The organism is Paenibacillus sp. FSL R5-0378 (assembly GCF_038009285.1).
In the GTDB taxonomy this organism is placed as follows: Bacteria; Bacillota; Bacilli; order Paenibacillales; family Paenibacillaceae; genus Paenibacillus_AQ; species Paenibacillus_AQ favisporus.
Genome location: NZ_JBBPAY010000002.1, coordinates 429,799 through 449,258 on the forward strand (window position 1 = coordinate 429,799; position 19,460 = coordinate 449,258).

Consider the following 19,460-nt stretch of genomic DNA (forward strand, 5'->3'; position numbering starts at 1 on the left):
AGATTAACAGAAGATTGATTATGTTAATCGCTTTTTTTAAAATCAAAAATAAAGAGCGGCTGACTAACAGCCGCTCTTTATTTTTAAGCACTAGTACTTAACACGAGGTTGAAACATGTTAAAAAAGATCCAGCTGTAAGGGCTCCTCCTGATCCTTTACAGACCTCACAGGCCCATTAAGGAAAACCGGATTCTTAGTAACAGTTAAATAACGTTCCAATAATCCTTGCTTTTTCCCTGAAAATTCGAATTGATCAATAAAACCTACCGTTTGCAGCTCTTCGCAGGCCTGCTTTATACGCTCCACAATTTTAAATACCGGCATGATCGGTTCGCGATCATCATCTAAAAAGTGAAAATGGCCAGCGAGGGTAGAGAGCTCTAATGTCACTGATGGTTCTTCCGGATATGAAGATACGAGCCAGTACAATCCTTGAGATAAATAGGACTTTAGATCATTCATGAGGATAAGAGATACATCAAATAGGTTACCTTCACGATTTGCTTCAACTAGCCACTCAGGAAGACGGATTTCAAACTTGTATTGATAATGGTTGGACGTCCCGATTTTCCGTCTGAACACAATTTGATCGATCAAACGCGTGAGGGCTATTTCTTCATATTCAGCATTCTTTGAACGTTGATATTGCGTGAGCGTAACCTCAATATTCATCAACCGCATCAGCGCTTCCTGGATCCGTTTATAATTCGCAGATCCATCAGATAGACCCATTTCAGTCAAAATGTCAGCGTACTTCAATTCAACAGATGCGCTGCCATTTGCGCTCCCATTAATGTTCTTTTTAAACCAGAGTGATTGTATTGCTCCCATAACACGTGCTTCATATGTTGTTAGTACTTCGCCGGTAGTATGTTTAATATAAACATTTCGCACACCGTAAACCGTAGAGGTGACTTGCTTGCTCGAACCTCTAGGATTCGCAGAGAATAATGCATGCTGCGCAATATTTGTATTAAAGGGTACCACTTCTCGTAAATAATCAACAGATTTTACACGCAGGGCACGTTCTAGAATGTCATTCTTTGCTCTCAATAAGGTTTGATCCTTACCACCCTCCATCTGCCGCGTTTTTAGTGTCTCTCCCCATTGGTTGGCGTACATAAAAAGGTTTTTAACCGAAACTTGCTGCACCAACTGCGCACTTAACTGTTCTATTGCTTCTTGATGAATGCTTGCGGCCTTTAAGGGGTCAGCATGTCGCTGCGTTTTTCCAATAAACTCCTCAGCCATTGAGTTAAGTTTTGAATCGACTTCGTGCAAGGCGTCCATTTCCACTGAGTTCACCGCCCACTTAACTTTTCAATTTTATCCAGTTCTTTTTCAAGAACATAATTAATAAATCTCATTTTAAAGCCCTTCTTCTCATTCTTAGCCAAACGGTTGAATCTCTCAAGTAGATCATTACGAATTAAGTAAGTATCTCTCGTATGTGTTTCCTCAACTAGAGGCTTCCTTTTCTCAATTTGTTCGTGGTAATGACTTAAAAAGTTATCTTCTGACCCGAACCGGACTGATTCATTTTGTATGAATCTTTTATCTGAAACATTTGATGTATTAGCGTCAGTGTTACTTTTCTGTATTTCGGTTTCGGTTAAATGAATCATTTCATTTTCTATAAACATATTATTTGAATCTATTGATGGTTTATTTTTATTCTTTTGGTTAACTGAAGCTGATGTATGAACAGTTTCATTAAGTTTGAATTCATTTACTGAATTATGATTTTGTTCATTCATACTATTAATTGTTTCTGAACCTGAAGAGTAAACAGTTTTAGTTTGCTTGAACCCATCAGCTGAATCTTGAGACTGCTCATTTATACTATTCATTGTTTCTAAAGCAGAAGACTGAACAGTTTTATTGTTACTTAACAATAAATCATTTAACACTTTCAATAATTGATTGTTAATAAGTGTTTCTGAAGTTTGAGCAGGTTTATTTAATAGTGATGATTCTTGAACATCGTTTTGTTGCAATATATTTGAATTGTTTAACTGTTCAGTTTCAATGTTATTTTCACTTAAAGAATGAAGTCCAGCATAGGGTTCATCGATTCTCTGTTCAGTTTGATTGTTCAATTCTGATGTAGGAACATGGGATGCTTGTTGTTGGTTACTTTCAGAAGAATCAGCATTTCTACCACTTAATATCTGTTCAGTTTTATTGTTCAAGCCAACCGAGACATATGAACCATTTCTTTGTAACTCTTGGGCTTCATGAGTATCGAAAACAACACTACCGTAATACTGTTCAGTTTCACTTAATATTTCTCTTGGATCATTTTTTTGTTGAGTAGAGGGTCTTGTGTCAATGCTATTGGAATAACTTTCTACAAGTTGTTCACCCGATTGCGATATGGCAATCTCTTCATTTAAACTGTTCAGTTTATCGGTTCTTATCAACGGATCAATTTTTTCTGAACTTGAATTCTGTTCAGTTTTCATCATACCATTTATTGAAACAATTGATTGGGAAGACTCTTTCACAGTAGAGGGCATTCCGTAATTATTTTCCTGTTCAGTTTTCAGGTTCATATCACCTGTGTCGTTTTCTGTTTGAATTTTACTATTGACGATTTCTAAATTCTTTTTCTTTTCACTATTGTTTATATCTGAATTGTTTTCAGATTCATTGTTATTTTCAGCATCAGGAGTAGTCGGAGTCGTCGGCTCAAGATCATAAAAGCCAATATTGGATAGACTTCTCTTATTCCTTGCCATGAGTTAATACCTCCTCCATTAATTCAAAGTACGCAGAAACAATAGGATTACTAGCATCTGAAAAAACTGCAGGTACACCTTCATATGCTGTAGAACTTGCAAATCGAATAGATCGTGGAATGATTGTATTGTACATATGATATTGATTTTGATCGCAATATTGTCGTGCTTTAGCCAGCATCTCAGAATGAAGGGTAGTTCTTGAATCGACCATCATTCCGACAATTCCATCAATCTTTAATGAAGGATTTTGTTTTTGTTTAAAATCATTAATTGCATCAATAACTCGAACAATACCTGATACAGCAAAGGTTTCTGGTGAAAAGGGAATAATGACACGATCAGCTGCAACGAGTACATTACCCGCTGTAAGCCCCATAGCTGGCGGAGTATCAATCAATATGTAATCATATCGATCCTTAATCCTTTCTAATGGATGCTTAAATAAATGAAACGGGGCTTTAAACTTCTCCTGGTTTGTTAGAACATCAAAGTCCAAGAAATCCATATCTACGTTAGAAGGAAGCAGATCAAGTCCTTTCTTCAGATTTACAATAACGTCTTCTATGTTTGCAGCTCCAACCAGCACGTCATAAATTGTGTTTTCATAACTCTTAGGGTTCTTACCAAATGCAAGCGACGCATTTCCCTGAGCATCTGTATCGACGATCAAAACTCGAGCTTTACGCTTTTTCTTAATAATGGCACCGGCTAAATTTGTGACAAAGCTTGTTTTGCCAACGCCACCTTTATTTGCTGAAACAGAATAGACAATACCCAAAAACATCCCATCCTCTCAGTAAAAAAACATTGTCATTTCTCATAATCATGAATACTGTTACATCACAATAAAACTGTTCAGTTTCTATGTTTCCAATTTACCATATCTATCAAATTAATCAACTCTAATTATTGTAGATAACAAGGCGATGACAGCAATAGGACAGGTACTAGTACCGGTATATTACCGGTATACTACTAAGTCCAAACTCAAAAATACCGGTATATTAACGGTATATTTTTTAGTTTTGCGAAAAATATACCGGTATTTTACTGGTTATCCGCACTTATAATCGAATAATTCAATTGACAGACACGGTATTTTACCGGTATATTTTGGTTGTACCATTAAAGAATAAGGAGATGAACTAATTGATTATATTCTCATTAGATATCGGAAACAAACAGGTGAAACTAGTTTCGGAAAAAACTCTACAAATAAAAGAAGCTGCAACTAAAAAGAAAGGTTCTACCAAAACAACAGAAGAACTTATTGGCGCAAAGGTGTTGCCTTCTCATTTTTTGGATTATGACGACCTCGGAGATCAGAGAACTGCCATTGGTTCAGGACTACCCTTACATATTGATAAATTTACATCCAGTTTGGATAGAGATTTCTCCTACGCATGGGGAACAGACTTACACCTTGTACATGCAGAAGATAAATTTATAAGTACGATTGGATTTGAAGACCGGTATAAAAAACATGAGTTTAAGCTACTAACTGATTTTGCTCTAGCTGAGCTTGCACGAGATTACGAAGAGGCAAAAAATGGTATTTTGGAAGTTGCGGTTTCCACAGGGGTTCCAACAGATGATTTCAATGGAACTGCTGTAGAGGACATTACTCAAGCTTTGTTAGGTGATCATAACATCGTTGTAAACGAAGAAAGTTTAAATATCCGGGTTAAAGAAGTTCATGTAAATCCGCAGCCTGTTGGTACAGCTTATAATGAAGTATTAGACTTCGATGGTTATGTAATAGAAGAGCAATCCAGCTTATTAGAGGAACAAGTGGTTGTTGTCGATATTGGTGGCGGTACTCTACTGATAGATACATTGAAAAACATGAATCTCAGTAATCCAAGATCTCAGAAGCCTACTGGCGTTTATGAGCTTTATGATCAAATTGTTAACCGCTCAACCGAGGCAGGAATCAAGGGCATCACGAATTTTGATGTTGAACAAATCTTGAGAGAAGGAAATCCAAAAGAAGGGTACTATTTTAAACCTAACAAAAACGAATCATTCTCTATATCAGAATTTGTAGATAAATCACTAATGAAATTTACGCGTGAAGTACTTAATACCATTAATACTACACTTAAAGGCAGCCTCCGCATTGATACATTACTGTTTACTGGCGGTGGATCTAACTTAATCAAACAAGAATACATCAAAAATCAATACAAATACTCAAGGGTCGTCAATGATTCTGAAATTGCAAATGTATTAGGCTTCTATAAATATGCCAAAGCAATGAGCGCGGTTGGAACGGAGTGATGCACCGTGGGAGATAGAAAAAGAATTGAAGTGACATTTGATACAGAAAAGCACGCAGATATTCTCGCGGAAATGGAGAAGTTCGGTAACTCAGCTGGTTTTCTCAAATTTGCCGCTGCCCATTATATCAATATGATTAGATCCAATAAATCATCCGGTATCTCCAATGTACGTGATTTATACAAAAAACAAGACAATGAAGAATCAGAATCCAAGGGACGCAGAAGGCTCCCTCCGGGTGTTGGAGGACAAGGTAAATTTAGCCGATTATCTGAAGATTAAATCAAATTAAATAATACTATTAATTACGCATTGTATTAATTTAATATCAAAACATTTTACTTTTTATTAACCGGTAGCTTCACCGAATGCAGCTATCGGTTATTTTTAGTTATCTAATCGGTACTTATATTTTCAGATAGCGAATGATTAGCTAAATGGATGTTTTTAATTGGAACTCATTATTTATAATGATAGAAATAATTTATAACGTATATATTTAACTTAGTTAACTATCAGGTCGACCCCTAACCACAGCAACGTGTTCTGGAAGGTGACCGGTCCCGGAAGAAAGGTAGGCATCGACAGCCTGAACGTCAAGGCAGGGGAGCAGCTGACGCCGCCGGTATTTAAGGCGGGGAGCGGCGATCTGGAGCGGCTCGCTTATGTGGGTGCCGCAACGTCTTATGGTTTTTTGGCCACCGACCCGGGCCTTAGTGATCGCGTGACCTATGAGGCGGAGGGGCTGCCAGCAGGCGCCGAGCTGGATCCGGATACCGGCGCGTTCCGTTATAAGCCTTAACAGGCTGGCACTTACGCCTTCACAGTCACAGCCACCGACGGAACTACCGTCGCGACACGGAACGTCCGCTTCGAGGTGGTGGAAGACCGGAAATCCGCCGTGGATGCCACGGCATCACTTTATGACTCCAACACGGGCTACGTGTCTTCAACTCTGGAGCACTTTATGCAGACCTATGCTGATGCCTTGGCTTCCATCGACAGTACAAGCGATGAGATTCTTTGACCGCAAGCTGTCCGACGTTCTGCAGGCGGCGATGGAACTGAAGCCGTTAACCCCGCATCTTCCCAACGGAAACCTGGATTATACAGCGGGAATCGTGGTGGCTTCCTCCTTCGGTGATTACCTGAGCAGTCTCACGGATGGGGACGATAATACTTTTGCGGCCTATGGACTGGCTGCCGATCTGTACCACACGATCGATTTCGACAGCAGCTTCAAAGTGTCAGCAGACGCCTTCCAGATCCAAGGACGGCGAAGCTTTCCGGAACGGATCGCGGGCATCTCGGTGTTCGGCTCCAACGACGGCTAAACCTGGACCCGCTTAACGTCCGCAATGACCGGGCTCACGGAGGATATGCAGAGGCTGGAGTTAGACGAGGCCTACCGTCAAGAGCCATTCCGCTTTTTGTAAATGCAGATGATCGCACCTCAGAGCACCATACTTGAGGTGAGCGAATTCCGAATCGAGGGACAGCGCCACGAAATCCATAGCGATCTGGACTCGGTGTCGATTGCATCGGAGAATGCCCTGAAGCAGCGGGTCGTTCCCGGGGACCCGGTTCAACTATATTTTACTTCCAAAGAGACGATCAGCCGGGCGTTATGCATGCCCCCCTTGTGATGCCCGAATTGAGCATCCCATACCGAATTTCGGTTGATGGGATGCCCTTTTCTGTACATGTCATCATAGCGGAGTCCTGTCGGAATGGACGTATATGAGGGAGGAAATACGGTGACATATCCAGAATAAGATTGGCGTGGATATGCTCGATAATCAAAAGGGGGAGTCCGCAATGAAAAAGCTGCCTTTCTACAGAGATACCTTTTTCAGTCGCCTGATTGTATCCTATACCGCGCTTGCGGTCGTACTCCTTGGCCTTGCCGGGGGATATTTGTATACGCAGGCGAACCGGATGATGGTCGACGAAATTGCCAGGGACAGCCGAAGCCGGCTGGAGACGGCCAAGGACTATGTGGAACGAACGCTGCTCCGCAAATATGAGGACCAGCTTCAGAACAAAGCCGTATCCACCGTGTTCATCCGGGATAGTTCGGATTTGAACGTACTGCTCGATAACGGTTGGGAAGGGAACTTAAGCCGCATCGCTGCTTTTCGGCAGGACCTGGACATGTTCAAGCAGGTTCTTGAAGGCGTTTCCAACGTCACGGTTTATTTTCGACAAGGAGATTATATCGTCGACAGTGCCAATTTTTATGCGAAAACGGAACATTCCGGGGACGCCGCCTTCATGAAGGGGCTTCAGAGATCCGATCTGAACCGGTGGATCGTCCGGGAGCTGCCGAAAGGAACCCAAGCGCTGACCTATGTTGTAAATTTGCCGTACGGGACGCTCGGGAATTCCCCGAAGGGTTTTTTGTACATCGACGTCGATATGGAATATTTGGAGCGCGCCGTTGCCAGCATTCTGAACTCCGGCAGCGAACGTCTGTATATTTTCAATTCGAGCGGACAGCTCATCATGCAAACGGCCGGAGCAACCAAGGAAGAAATGGTGCTGCTGCAGCGATCCATCGGCCAGGGCACCACCGGCACCGAGATGAGCGGCAACAAAACCGGTACCCTCGTCTTGTCTCATCTAGAGGGGGGCAGGCCGGGCAGCGGTTTGACTTATGCGATGATCCGGCCGATGGACTCGTTCGTGCTCGCTTCCAAGCAGCTCAAAGCGAAAATTTTTACAGGGTGTGGTTTTGTCCTGATGCTTGGGCTCGGCATTTCGTATCTGATTTCCAAGCGTTTTTACTTGCCGATGAAGAGGCTGGTCCAGCATGTCCGTAATTTACCGGGACTGAATCACATGAATACGAACGAATACCAGATGATCGACAGCACGCTAAGCTTTATGGGCCAGAAAATCCTGAACCTGGAATCCCAGGCCCAGCAAAACGAAATGAAACATTTGTTGCTTGGCGCCAGTCTCGGCGTGGAACGCTTGGATGCCCTGCCCAGACATTGCCGCTATCAGGTGGCGCATATTCAGCTGGTCGATGGGCGCAGCGAACAGCTCAAGATAATTGACGAGCTTGGCGGTCATCACATGCCGTACGAACTTGTCATCCTCAACCCGCAGGAGTCAGCCATCGTCTTTTTTATGAATGAAGGCGGGGCGGTGGACGAAGCAGCGGCTCTGGAGCCATTGGCCAGGCTGCAGAGGGAGACCGGGGACGGGCTGCGATTCGGAGCGGGCATCGGTCCCCCGGTTCAGACAATCGAGGAAATTCCGCTGTCTTACCGCTTGGCGCATCAAGCCTACCGTTACCGCTTCATCTACGGGCCAGAGGCGCTCGTTTCGCATGCACAAATCGCCACGCTGGATCCGAAGCCACCGTCGTTCCCTCTGGAAATCTTCAAGAACGCGCTTAAGGCCGGAGATGTTACGCGGGCGAACCGGTTTATCGACGAGGTCTATGCCGTTCTTGAGCAGAGGAACCTGCAGCTTGAAGCGGTGGAGCTGGCCTTGCTCCAGATGGTCTCGGCACTGTACGAATCGGTCATCGACTTGGAGCTGCAGCAGCTGGTCCCGCCGTTCGACCTGTTTGATGAGTTGAAAAAGGACACACTTGCTGATACGATCGGCTCGATCCGCGATTTGTCCGAACGGATCGGGATTCATGTCCGGGAATCGGGTAACCATGCGCATGAGGAAGTCATCTTGAAACTGAAAGCCTATATCGACGAGCACTTGGACGAAGATCTTTCATTGAACGTTCTGTCCGAAGTGGCGTCGCTGGCTCCCGCTTATATTTCCACTTTGTTCGGAAAAGTCATGAATGAATCATTTACGGAATACGTGACCCGCACCCGGCTCAAAAAAGCAGCTGACATGCTGCTGACCCAAGATAATATGTCCGTTTCGGAAATCGCCTCGCTTGTCGGATACCGCAGCATTCAGTATTTCCACACCAAATTCAAAGCCCGTTACGGGGTGACACCGGTTCAGTACAGGCAGCGGAAAGCCGCGGCGGGCGAAGGGGGCAAACCCGCTTCAAAGCAGCCTTTGTAGGCTGTTTTTTCCTTTTTTAAAGAAATTGAAATGCTGCATTTAACAAAATTGCAACCCGCATTTGAAAGAAATCCAACAAAATCGAATGAAGTTGAAATGGAAAAAGCGCTTTCATCCTTTTACAGTAGGCGTAGCCGATGAGGCACATCACAGGTTGAAAGGAGATTTAGAAGCATGCATCCGGCGAACGCCTCGAAATTAAGCGCAGCGAAGACGGTCGGCAAACCAAGGGAGTCGAGACTCGCGTACAACTGGAAGCGGTACAAAAACAACAAGTATCTCTTCCTGCTGCTGGCTCCCGTGCTGTTGTGGTACGGGATTTTCCATTACGCTCCAATGTACGGCATTCAGCTCGCGTTTAAAGATTTTTACATTATGAAAGGCATTTGGGCGAGTCCATGGGTCGGGTTTAAGCATTTCCATTATATGTTCGCCATGTCCCCGGACTTTTGGAACATCATGAAGAATACGCTTGTCATCAGCTTCTACCATATCGTATTCGGCTTTCCGGCACCGATTATTCTGGCTTTGCTGTTTAACGAAATCCGGTTTTCGCTGTTTAAAAAAATCGCCCAGACGATTTCGTATCTGCCCCATTTCCTGTCCTGGATCGTCCTCGGCGGCATTTTGATCATGCTGTTGTCCCCGAATACCGGCGTCGTGAACGACTTGATCAAGATGCTCGGGTTTCAGCCGATTTATTTCCTCGGGGATGAGAGCTATTTCCGGTTTACGCTCGTCGTTTCGGCGATCTGGAAGGAAGTCGGATGGGGAATGATCATTTACCTGGCGGCTCTGGCTGGCGTAGATCAGCAGCTGTACGAGGCGGCCGTCATCGACGGCGCGAACCGCTGGAAGCAGACGCTCTATATTACGATCCCCTCCATCCTCCCGGTCATTTCCATCCTGCTGATCTTAAGGGTCGGCGGCATTCTGGACGCGGGCTTCGACCAGATTCTGAACCTGTATTCGCCCGCCGTTTACGGCGTCTCGGATATTCTGGATACCTACGTGTACCGCGTCGGCCTCCAGAACGGGCAGTACAGCCTGACGACGGCCGTCGGACTGTTCAAGAACGTCGTGGCACTCGTCTTGGTGCTGTCCACCAATTTCATCGTTAAGAAGATGGGCCAGGAGGGCGTCTTGTAATGGCTGACCATGAACGAAAGGAATGAACAAGCATGACCATCAGCTTCGGCGAAAAGGTGTTCCAGGTTATCCTGATCTTCTTTATCGCCCTCCTGAGCATTTGCATGATTTACCCCATTATCCACGTCCTGGCGATCTCCTTCAGTTCCGCCGGGGAAGCGGTACGGCCGGGCATGCACTGGTTCCCGAAAGAAATATCGCTGTTCGCCTGGAAAAGAGTACTCAGCGACAGCACGATCTGGCTTGCCCTTGGCAACACGGTGTTCCGCACCGTCGTCGGGACGTTTCTGTCGCTGCTGTTTATGTCGATGGGCGCTTATCCGCTCGCGAAAAAGCATCTGCCGCACCGCCAGTTTTACACGGTGGTCATCATCGTCACGATGTTTTTCAGCGGCGGCCTGATTCCGTCCTACCTGTTGGTCAAATCGCTGGGCCTCATCGATTCCCGTTGGGCGTTGATCATCCCGGGTCTCATCAGCACGTATTCGATGCTCATTCTCCGCAACTTTTTCATGAACATTCCGGCGGAACTGGAGGACTCGGCGAAAATCGACGGGGCTAACGACTTGCGGATTCTGTTTACGCTCGTCATCCCGCTGTCAAAGCCGGTGCTTGCGACGCTGGCGCTCTGGTCGGCGGTGGGGCACTGGAACGCATGGTTCGATGCGATGCTGTACCTGCAGGATCAGTCGCTGATCGTGCTGCAGCTGTTTTTGCGAAGGCTCGTCATCACTTCCGAAGGCGGCGCCATTCTCACCGTCGACGAAATGTTCAAGACGGCGGAAACGATCAAGGCCGCAACGATTATGTTTACTGCGCTGCCGATCCTGATCGTCTATCCTTTTCTCCAGAAATATTTCGTGAAAGGCACCATGGTCGGCTCGCTGAAGGCCTAGGTCCAATTGAACCAATCAAAAAAAATAATACGGGAAGAACACAAAAGGGAGGGCACTCGAGATGAAACGAAAAAGAAGAAATTGGCTTGGCGTGATGGGCATCGCTCTGGCCGTATCGCTTGCTGCGACGGGCTGCAGCGGCAAGGAAGCAGCGGGTACGCCGCAGGCGAAAGGGACGCAAGGGGCCCAGGAAGGCAAAGAGGCCAAAATCGAGATCGTATGGGCGAATAATTTCAATGCCCCAAGTATCGACGGCAGCTACGTGCAGAAGCAGCTGGAGGAGAAGTTCAACATCACGATCAAAAACGTTAAATTCGAACGCCAGTCGTGGAAGGACAAGTTCAACATTTTGCTGGCGTCCGGCCAGATTCCCGATATTTTTCCGATCGACGCAAACGAAACGGACATGGCGATGTGGGCGGACCAAGGCATCATCGCCAGCGTGTCACCGGACGAAATCAAGCAAACGATGCCGAATTACGCCAAAGCCTTGGAGGCGGTCGATGCCGGCGCATGGGACGTCGGCTTCTACAAGGGCAAGAACTGGGGGATTCCGAAGGTATGGCCCGCAGGGAACGAGGGTTTCATTCCCGGCTATAACGAAGGCTGGCTGAAAAAAATCGGCTATAACGAACCTCCCAAGACGCTTGAGGAACTGGAAGACGTGCTGACCAAATTCGTCAACAACGACCCTGACGGCAACGGCAAGAAGGATACGTACGGCCTATCCGGCCGAGGCAAGCTTCCGGCGCAGATGTTTACCTCCGTCTTTTCCGCTTACGGCGTGTCTCCGTACCAGTTCAAACTGGGGGCGGACGGCAAGGTCGTGTGGGGTGGCATTACGGAAGAAACAAGAGCGGCGCTTAAGCTGCTCAATAAGTGGTATAAAGGGGGGCTCATCGATCCCGAATTCATCAGGACGGACAACAACGAGCTGAACACCAAGTTCGCCGGCCAAAAGATCGGTATGGTCGACAACATGAAGTGGGGCAACTTTTACAAGGAATCCGGATTTATTACGAAGCCGGCCCTCGATAACGGACAAAACATCGTAGCGGGCAAGCCGGTCAACGGTCCGGCCGGCAAAGCCTACGGGTTCTCGTATGGCGCTCGCCAAGCGCCCGTCCTGTTGGGCGTCCAGCTGGAGAAGGATGATGCCAAACGGAAAAAGCTCATGGAAATTCTCGAATACGTCGCTTCCGATCCGGAAGGATGGCTGCTGACCACGTTCGGGCAAAAGGGCGTGAACTATGATATGGAAGGCGATCTTGTCGTCGCCAAGGAGCTGCCCGAGGCCGAAGCCGGCAAAGTCGGTGCCGGAAGCTTCTATAATCCGTTGAACTCGGTGGATACGTCGATGACGAAATATACGACGAGCAAGGAGCTGCTGGATTTAAAAGCCAAGCTGGACGTCGGCTATGAGCCCCTTCAGGATATCGTTGGGCCTGCCGTACTGGACAGCAAAACGAAATACTGGACGAATCTGCAGACGCTGGAGGATTCTTATTTGATCAAAGCCGTCACCGGCGAAGCGGACACGGACAAAGCGTTCGACGATTTTAAAGCGCAGTGGCTGAAGTCCGGCGGCCAGGAAGTGACGGACGAAGTCAACAAGATTTATGCGGAGAGAAAGACGAAGTAATGTGGATGGACTTATAAACGACCCGGCCAGAGGCGGTGCGCCACGGGCGAGCTTCCTTTGGCCGGAGTTCTTATACAGCAAAGGAAGGATCGATTTGACGACAACCGATCGGTTAATTACCTACCCGGCGCCCTCTGAAGCGGTCGGCAACTCCGACTTTACGGTGCGGATCCGGCAGAGCCAAGGCGAATGGCAGCCGTTGTTCATCTATAACGTGAAGGGGATAGCAATGACGTGCGCAATGCCTCCATGGTCTATTTTGACTGCTGCGGACCTGTAGAAGTGGAGGTGACCAAGAACGAAGGCGAGGTGGCGGAAGCGGTCGTACGGCCTTTATCTGCCGGGATCCAGTGCATACGGAGCGGGAACCGGGTTACTTTTACGATCGACCGGCCGCGCAAGCTGTCGCTGGAAGTGAATGGCGACCGGTTTCATAATCTGCATCTATTTGCGAACCCGCTCGAAGAGAACGTGCCCGATCCTGCCGATCCGCACGTCTTGGCCGTCTTTCCCGGCAAGCATAACCCGGATGACCTCCTGCGGCGGATGACGGCCGGGAAGTCGGTGATTTATTTCGAGGCCGGTATGCATGTGCTCGACGAGCCTCAGCTTCGTATCCCATCAGGCGTGACGGTCTATTTCGCCGGCGGCGCCGTCGTCAAAGGGGCGATGGTCTGCGAGCGCGTGCACTACGTGACGGTTCGCGGCCGCGGAATGTTGTACATGTCCGATTTTGCGAAGGAGACGTATTATCGCGGCGTCGAGATTGCATTTTCACATAACATCACCGTTGAAGGGATCATTTCGGTCGATCCGCCACACTATACCATCTTGATCGGGCAATCCGAGCAGATCTCCATCCGTAACGTCAAAACGTTCAGCACCCGCGGATGGTCGGACGGCATCGACATGATGTCCTGTTCAGATGTCCACATTGAGGACGTCTTTTTGCGGACATCCGACGACTGCATCGCCATTTATGGAAGCAGGGGGGATTTTTACGGTGACAGCCGGGATGTCACGGTCCGAAATGCCGTTCTATGGGCTGACGTTGCCCATCCAATCATGATCGGCGTGCACGGAGATCACGGGCATGAGGGGGATACCATCGAACGGATCGTTTACGAGAACATTGACATTTTAGAGCATCATGAACCGCAGGAAGGGTATTGGGGCTGCCTGGCGATTAATGCCGGGGATCATAACACGGTTCGGGACGTACTATTCGCTTCCATCCGGGTGGAGCCGTTCGAGCTCGGGCGGCCGATCGATATTCGTGTATTTCAGAATCCGAAATATAATCCGAGTCCCGGCTCCCGGGTGGAGAACATTCGGTTCGAAGATGTGGCATTCGATGGCGACTGCGGGCATCCTAGTGTCATCGAAGGCTTTGACCCGGACCGCACCGTGAACAGTGTGCTGTTTCGGAACGTACGGATCAACGGCCGCCATATGTTGGACCCAGAATCAGGAAATATCGTGATTGGCAGCCATGCCCGGCATATTGAATTCGAGTAAAGCACGGCAAATCATATCAAGCTGGAGGTGTGCATGATGAAAGCTCGGAAAAAGCGGATGCTAGGTCATGCATTAAAGCGCATGATGACGGTGATCGCGTCGATTAGTCTGGCGGCAGCTTTGCTTCCATTTTCGACTGAAGACGCGGCAGCGAAAGCGACTGTGCCGTCAGTCTTAACGGATCACATACCGTCGATTCATGAAACGATTGATGAAAGCGGATTCAAACACCCCGGTGTCGGGCTGACGAAGGAGATTCTTGAAAACGTCAGAACACAGGTCCGAGAGCAGAAGGAACCTTGGAACACGTATTTTAGTCAAATGCTGCTATCGCCTACGTCCTCGAAAAGCGTCACTTCGAGCAACCAGAGCGGCGCCGATCCGAATAAGCCGGCCAGCGATGCGTTTAACAGCCAGGGCTTTAATTCGAGGTTCATCGCGGACGGTTTGAAGGCTTACACCCAGGCACTGATGTACGTCATCACCGGGGACGAGGCATATCGGTCCAATGCCATGCATATCATCCGGATTTGGTCGCAGATGGACCCTTCGAAATACGCCTATTTTAACGATGCGCACATTCATACCGGCATCCCGCTGTACCGGATGGTGACGGCGGCAGAGATTCTTAGATATACGGATACGCCGACGGAGGAACTGAAGTGGACGGATCAGGATACCGCCCAATTTTCCGCGAATCTCATCAACCCGGTGATCAACACGTTCCAGCACAACAACGACCGGTTTATGAACCAGCATCTCTATTCACTCCTGGGAGCAATGTCGGGGTATATTTTTACCGGCAACCGGGACCGGTACAACGAAGGCGTAGAATGGTTTACAGTCAATAAAACGGCGGTGGACCAAGGCCAGAACGGGGCAATTAAAGCGTTGTTCCGGTTGGTGGATACGAACATTTTGACCGGGGAAAAGGTCGATCCGCCAAGGGTGCAGCACGTCGAAATGGGCCGGGATCAGGCGCATGGTGCCGGAGACATCACCAACGCGGAGATCATCTCGCGACTGCTGCTCGCGCAAGGAACCAAAGTCGACCCTGTGGAGGGAACCGTGTCTGCCGCGGCCAATGCGGTCAATCCTTATGAATTTCTTGACCGGCGCATATTAAAGGCAGCGGACTATTTTGCCCGGTACATGATCGGCTATGACACACCGTGGACCCCGGTTGCCGCACACACGGATCCCGCCGGAAATCCGACCATTGTCTATAAACAGCTGGCTGGCGGCTACAGAGGGAGGATCGGCGGAAACGTCTATGACCTCTACTATTATTACAAGTATGAAGCGGGAGTGAATATGGAGCAGGAAGCTCCGTATTTTACCGAGATGTTTAACAAAAGGCTGCCTTTTTATTGGGAGTCTCCGGACGGCGGGGGAGACTATTGGCTGTTTATCCCGAAAGAAGCGGAGTCCGAAGGGAGCCAGCTGCTCCCGAAAGCGATCACGAATCCGGACGTAAGGGAGATCGAAGACCGTTTCACCTCGTTTGACGGCCAGTCTTCGGCAAAGCAGGAAGGGGACGTTTCTTTCGTTCAAATCCAAGGCACGGAGAATGGCAGTAAAATCGCGCTTGTCGGTTCCGCTGTCGGCGAGAAAAAGATTGGCTTCCGCATCCGGACGAACGGCCCGGCCAAGCTAGAGATGAACCTTGGGATCGACGACAGCCTCACGTTTCCCGATACGAAGGGGCAGTGGAGATACGTGACGTACACGCTGAACGATTTTCAGTTTCTTGGCGATCTGATTTATTTTACCGTCAAAGGCCCCGGTACGATCGTGGACGTGGATCATATCAACATCAAAGCGGGCGATCAGCTGACTCCTCCGGCGTTTGACGCAGGCAGCGAAGCTGTGAGTTTATTCGGGTATGCCGGGTCCGAAGCGGCCATCGTTTCTGATTTTTCCGCCACGGACACAGGGAGCGCCGATACCCTCACCTACCAGGCTGACGGAATGCCGGAAGGGGCAATCATCGACGAGCATACGGGGGCTTTCTCCTGGAAGCCGGCACAGGCCGGGACGTACTCGTTTGTCGTATCGGCTTCAGACGGCACATCGGTCACGGCGAAGGAAGTCCAGGTCGTGGTGGCACACGACCGAACATCGGCCGTCGAGGCCGTGATCGCTCCATACGATGAACATACGAGCTATATCACTTCGACACTGGAGCATTTCCGGCAGGTGTATGCGGGCGTAATGGACGCCGTTTCCGGTGCGTCGGATGAGGAGTTTTATCAAAAATTGGCGGAGCTCAGCGAGGCGGTTTCCGGCTTGCAGTTGCTGACGCCCCTGCTGTCGGACGGCAGCATGAATTACCGGGATATGCTCGTTTCCACGACTTTCGGCAATCAGGTTCCCAACCTGCTCGATAACTCCCCCGACAGCTTTGTCGGCTATTATTTGGCTCAAAATCTGACCCATTACCTGGACTTCGGGCCGAATTATACCGTGTCGGCGCATGCCTTCGACCTTCAGGTCAGAGCCAGCTTCCCGGAACGGATCGGCGGCGTAGCCGTGTATGGTTCCAATGATCAAGAGAACTGGACCCGTCTAACCCCAGGAACCACCAAGGCCGTGGAAGACATGCAGCGTCTTGAGGTGCAGGAAGGACTCGAAAACGAGACTTACCGTTTCCTGAAAATACAGATGATCGAGCCGCCCGGCACGATGCTGGAGCTTGCAGAATTCCGGATTTTCGGCGAGCGCCATGAGACGATGAATAAGCTGGAATCGGTTTCGCTCCACTCCGATCAAGCGCTGCGGAACCGGATCGTCGCGGGAGATACGATCAAGCTGTCTTTCCAGGCAAATGAACCGATTCATAACGTCCATGTGCAGATTCAGGGCGAAGACGCGGACGTCAGAACAACGGATCCATTGCATTGGAACGCTTCGTTGGTGACGGATGCAAGTACCCCGACGGGCGATGTCAAATTCAGCATCAAGTACCAAGCAAATGACGGTACCGAAGGGGCAGAGACGATATTTACGACCGACGGGTCTAGCCTGTTTCTCGCCGAGGAGTCAGGGCTGATCAGTAATGTGCTGGAAATTGCCGCATTAAGCGATTCGAGCGGAAGAAATCAGGATGATCTGCTCGCTGCGGCCCGCAGCCTGTTTGACGGCAACCTGGGCACGATCACCGATTTTCGGGTAAACGGCAGCGGATATGGCGGGTATATCGCTTTTGATTTTAAAGACGGGGGCGAGGTGACGCTGTCCAAGGTCGAGCTGATCGCCAGGCAGGACCAATATTATAACCGGATTAACGGAACCGTCGTACAGGGTTCTAACGACCGTGTATCGTGGACGACCATTTCCCAGCCGGCGGTATCGACGGCCGATTGGCAGACGCTTCATGTCAGTGGCCATGAGCCTTATCGATACATCCGGATTTACAATGGCGGGAATTGGTACGGCAATATGGCTGAACTCAGGCTGTACGGCGGCGTGCAGTCGAGCAATCTCATCGATACGGTGTCGATCGGCTCGGAGCTGAGCTTGCGGGGCAGGATCGTTCCGAGGGATACGGTGACGCTCAGCTTTAAATCCAAGGAGCCAATCCATGACGTTAACGTGACGATCCAAGGCCAGCATGCGGAGGCGCGCTCCGAAGACGGCTTTAACTGGACTGCGGCAGCGCTCATGAGCGAAGGAGCCGTGCCAGGAGATGTTAAGTTCACCATCCAGTATAAAAGCGAGGGCGGCGCGGACGGGTTTCCCGCTGTATCAACAACCGACAACACGTCGCTCACCCTTGTCGACGAATCGGATGTGATCGATGTTATCGGGAATACGAACTTGAGCGATTCGAGCGGCAGAAACCCGGCAGATTTGTTAAAGACAGCTTCCAACCTGTTTGACGGCGATTTGGGCAGCATCACCGATTTTCGGGTAAACGGCAGCGGGTATGGAGGGTACATCGTTTTTGATTTCAAAGAAGGACACCAAGCCGCGCTTTCGAGCGTCGAGATCATCGCGCTGCAGGATCAGTATTATACGCGGATCAAAGGCGCTGTAGTTCAAGGCTCCAACGATCTTGCGGCATGGGAGACCCTCTCTCCCGCTGCGGTATCTACTGCAGATTGGCAGCGGCTGACCGTAAATTCGGCGCAGCCTTACCGCTACATTCGGATTTTTAACGGAAGCAATTGGTTCGGTAACATGGCGGAACTGAGGCTGCATGGCACCGTGAAGACGCAGGACTCGATACCTCCGGTGACGGTGGCTGACGCGCCGCAGGGATGGGTAAACACGGATGCGGACGTATCGTTTATGGCTGGGGACGCGGAATCCGGCGTAGCGAAGACCGTGTATACGGTAAACGGAGGGGAAGAGCAGGCCGGGACTTCGGTGACGCTGACCGACGAGGGCGTGCACACGCTGGTCTACTGGAGCGTCGACAATGCCGGAAATGCCGAGCAGCCGCATACGGTTACCGTCAAGATTGACAAGACGGCGCCTTCGCTCGACGTTCGACTCAATCAAACGGCCATTTGGCCGCCGAATCATAAAATGGTTCAGGTGCAGGCCATACCGGTGGCCGAAGATGAAGGTTCAGGCGTCGAATCCGTCGTGTTAACGTCCATTACGAGCAGTGAACCGGACCGGGATCCGCACGATATCGAAGCCGAAATCGGCTCGGCAGCCACGTCATTCCGCCTGCGTGCCGAAAAGTCACGCACATATACCATTACGTATACGGCGACCGATCAAGCGGGCAATCAAACAGCCCGTACGGTTACCGTCACGGTGCCGCATGATCAGTCCAGCGATCAGCCGAATACAGATGGGGCAGAAGGAAGCATTGGAGCGGATAGAGGCGCTCCGAGGGTGGAGCTCTGAGCCCGAAAGCAGGTCACGATCTAGGCCTGGGGGAATAGCGCAGGCACTAGGGCTTGCCGAATCATATGTAGGGATAGACAGGGTGGTTGTGATCCTTGTTGATAACGTATTTAACGATGACATATATGCTCATGTTCAGCGGTTCGAAATTAACATCGGGGAGCGAAAATTTTTATCAAGGTAGGTCATGACCCAGAGCGTATGGTGTGCCTGAAATCGAAGGTAGACGCATACTTAGTATTGAAGAGAAACCAGTCAAACCTATAACTAACGGGCAGGGGGATTCCAATATGTGGTATATTATATGACGGATTTTCACA

General features: G+C 49.1%; 15 protein-coding genes. 12 read left to right on the top strand and 3 right to left on the bottom strand.

What is annotated here, in order from left to right:
• Positions 1 to 118 precede the first annotated feature (118 nt).
• Genes MKY74_RS35465 through MKY74_RS35475 form a run of 3 tightly spaced genes read right to left on the bottom strand, consistent with a single transcriptional unit; the run spans position 119 to position 3,523 of the window.
• On the bottom strand, positions 119 to 1,291 hold the full coding sequence (locus MKY74_RS35465; RefSeq protein WP_076176902.1) for a replication initiator protein A: 1,173 nt from the start codon (positions 1,289 to 1,291) through the stop codon (positions 119 to 121).
• Positions 1,292 to 1,302: 11 nt separating this feature from the next.
• Positions 1,303 to 2,742 (bottom strand): hypothetical protein, encoded by a 1,440-nt coding sequence (locus tag MKY74_RS35470; protein WP_076176901.1) that lies wholly within the window; start codon positions 2,740 to 2,742, stop codon positions 1,303 to 1,305.
• Complete coding sequence (locus tag MKY74_RS35475; RefSeq protein WP_076176922.1) at positions 2,729 to 3,523, bottom strand: ParA family protein; 795 nt, start codon at positions 3,521 to 3,523, stop codon at positions 2,729 to 2,731. The genes MKY74_RS35470 and MKY74_RS35475 overlap by 14 nt, the downstream gene beginning before the upstream one ends.
• Positions 3,524 to 3,894: 371 nt before the next feature.
• Between MKY74_RS35475 and MKY74_RS35480 the strand changes: the two genes are divergently transcribed.
• The 12 genes from MKY74_RS35480 (at position 3,895) to MKY74_RS35535 (ending at position 19,140) form a co-directional block, all read left to right on the top strand.
• Positions 3,895 to 5,025: a ParM/StbA family protein gene (locus MKY74_RS35480; RefSeq protein WP_076176900.1), complete on the top strand. Its 1,131-nt coding sequence runs from the start codon at positions 3,895 to 3,897 to the stop codon at positions 5,023 to 5,025.
• A 6-nt stretch (positions 5,026 to 5,031) separates the two neighbouring features.
• Positions 5,032 to 5,307, top strand: coding sequence for a hypothetical protein (locus tag MKY74_RS35485; RefSeq protein WP_076176899.1), 276 nt, complete (start codon positions 5,032 to 5,034; stop codon positions 5,305 to 5,307).
• A 271-nt stretch (positions 5,308 to 5,578) separates the two neighbouring features.
• The gene (locus MKY74_RS35490; protein WP_076176898.1) at positions 5,579 to 5,827 is read left to right on the top strand and encodes a hypothetical protein; all 249 of its coding nucleotides are present in this window, start codon (positions 5,579 to 5,581) and stop codon (positions 5,825 to 5,827) included.
• 181 nt (positions 5,828 to 6,008) lie between these two features.
• The gene (locus MKY74_RS35495) at positions 6,009 to 6,359 is read left to right on the top strand and encodes a hypothetical protein (RefSeq protein ID WP_144025563.1); all 351 of its coding nucleotides are present in this window, start codon (positions 6,009 to 6,011) and stop codon (positions 6,357 to 6,359) included.
• Between the two features lie 138 nt (positions 6,360 to 6,497).
• Positions 6,498 to 6,671, top strand: coding sequence for a hypothetical protein (locus MKY74_RS35500; RefSeq protein ID WP_167372960.1), 174 nt, complete (start codon positions 6,498 to 6,500; stop codon positions 6,669 to 6,671).
• 172 nt (positions 6,672 to 6,843) lie between these two features.
• The gene (locus tag MKY74_RS35505; RefSeq protein ID WP_076176895.1) at positions 6,844 to 9,072 is read left to right on the top strand and encodes a helix-turn-helix domain-containing protein; all 2,229 of its coding nucleotides are present in this window, start codon (positions 6,844 to 6,846) and stop codon (positions 9,070 to 9,072) included.
• Positions 9,073 to 9,246: 174 nt separating this feature from the next.
• Positions 9,247 to 10,221, top strand: coding sequence for an ABC transporter permease (locus MKY74_RS35510; protein WP_076176894.1), 975 nt, complete (start codon positions 9,247 to 9,249; stop codon positions 10,219 to 10,221).
• A gap of 32 nt (positions 10,222 to 10,253) precedes the next feature.
• Positions 10,254 to 11,117, top strand: coding sequence for a carbohydrate ABC transporter permease (locus tag MKY74_RS35515; protein ID WP_076176893.1), 864 nt, complete (start codon positions 10,254 to 10,256; stop codon positions 11,115 to 11,117).
• A gap of 61 nt (positions 11,118 to 11,178) precedes the next feature.
• Positions 11,179 to 12,759: an extracellular solute-binding protein gene (locus tag MKY74_RS35520; RefSeq protein WP_076176892.1), complete on the top strand. Its 1,581-nt coding sequence runs from the start codon at positions 11,179 to 11,181 to the stop codon at positions 12,757 to 12,759.
• A gap of 94 nt (positions 12,760 to 12,853) precedes the next feature.
• Positions 12,854 to 13,039 carry a hypothetical protein gene (locus MKY74_RS35525; RefSeq protein WP_244169473.1) on the top strand — a complete coding sequence of 62 codons (186 nt, stop codon included), beginning with the start codon at positions 12,854 to 12,856 and terminating at the stop codon, positions 13,037 to 13,039.
• The gene (locus MKY74_RS35530) at positions 12,994 to 14,277 is read left to right on the top strand and encodes a glycosyl hydrolase family 28 protein (protein WP_244169472.1); all 1,284 of its coding nucleotides are present in this window, start codon (positions 12,994 to 12,996) and stop codon (positions 14,275 to 14,277) included. Before MKY74_RS35525 ends, MKY74_RS35530 begins: the two co-directional genes overlap by 46 nt.
• A gap of 33 nt (positions 14,278 to 14,310) precedes the next feature.
• Positions 14,311 to 19,140 carry an OmpL47-type beta-barrel domain-containing protein gene (locus MKY74_RS35535; RefSeq protein ID WP_144025561.1) on the top strand — a complete coding sequence of 1,610 codons (4,830 nt, stop codon included), beginning with the start codon at positions 14,311 to 14,313 and terminating at the stop codon, positions 19,138 to 19,140.
• Positions 19,141 to 19,460 lie beyond the last annotated feature (320 nt).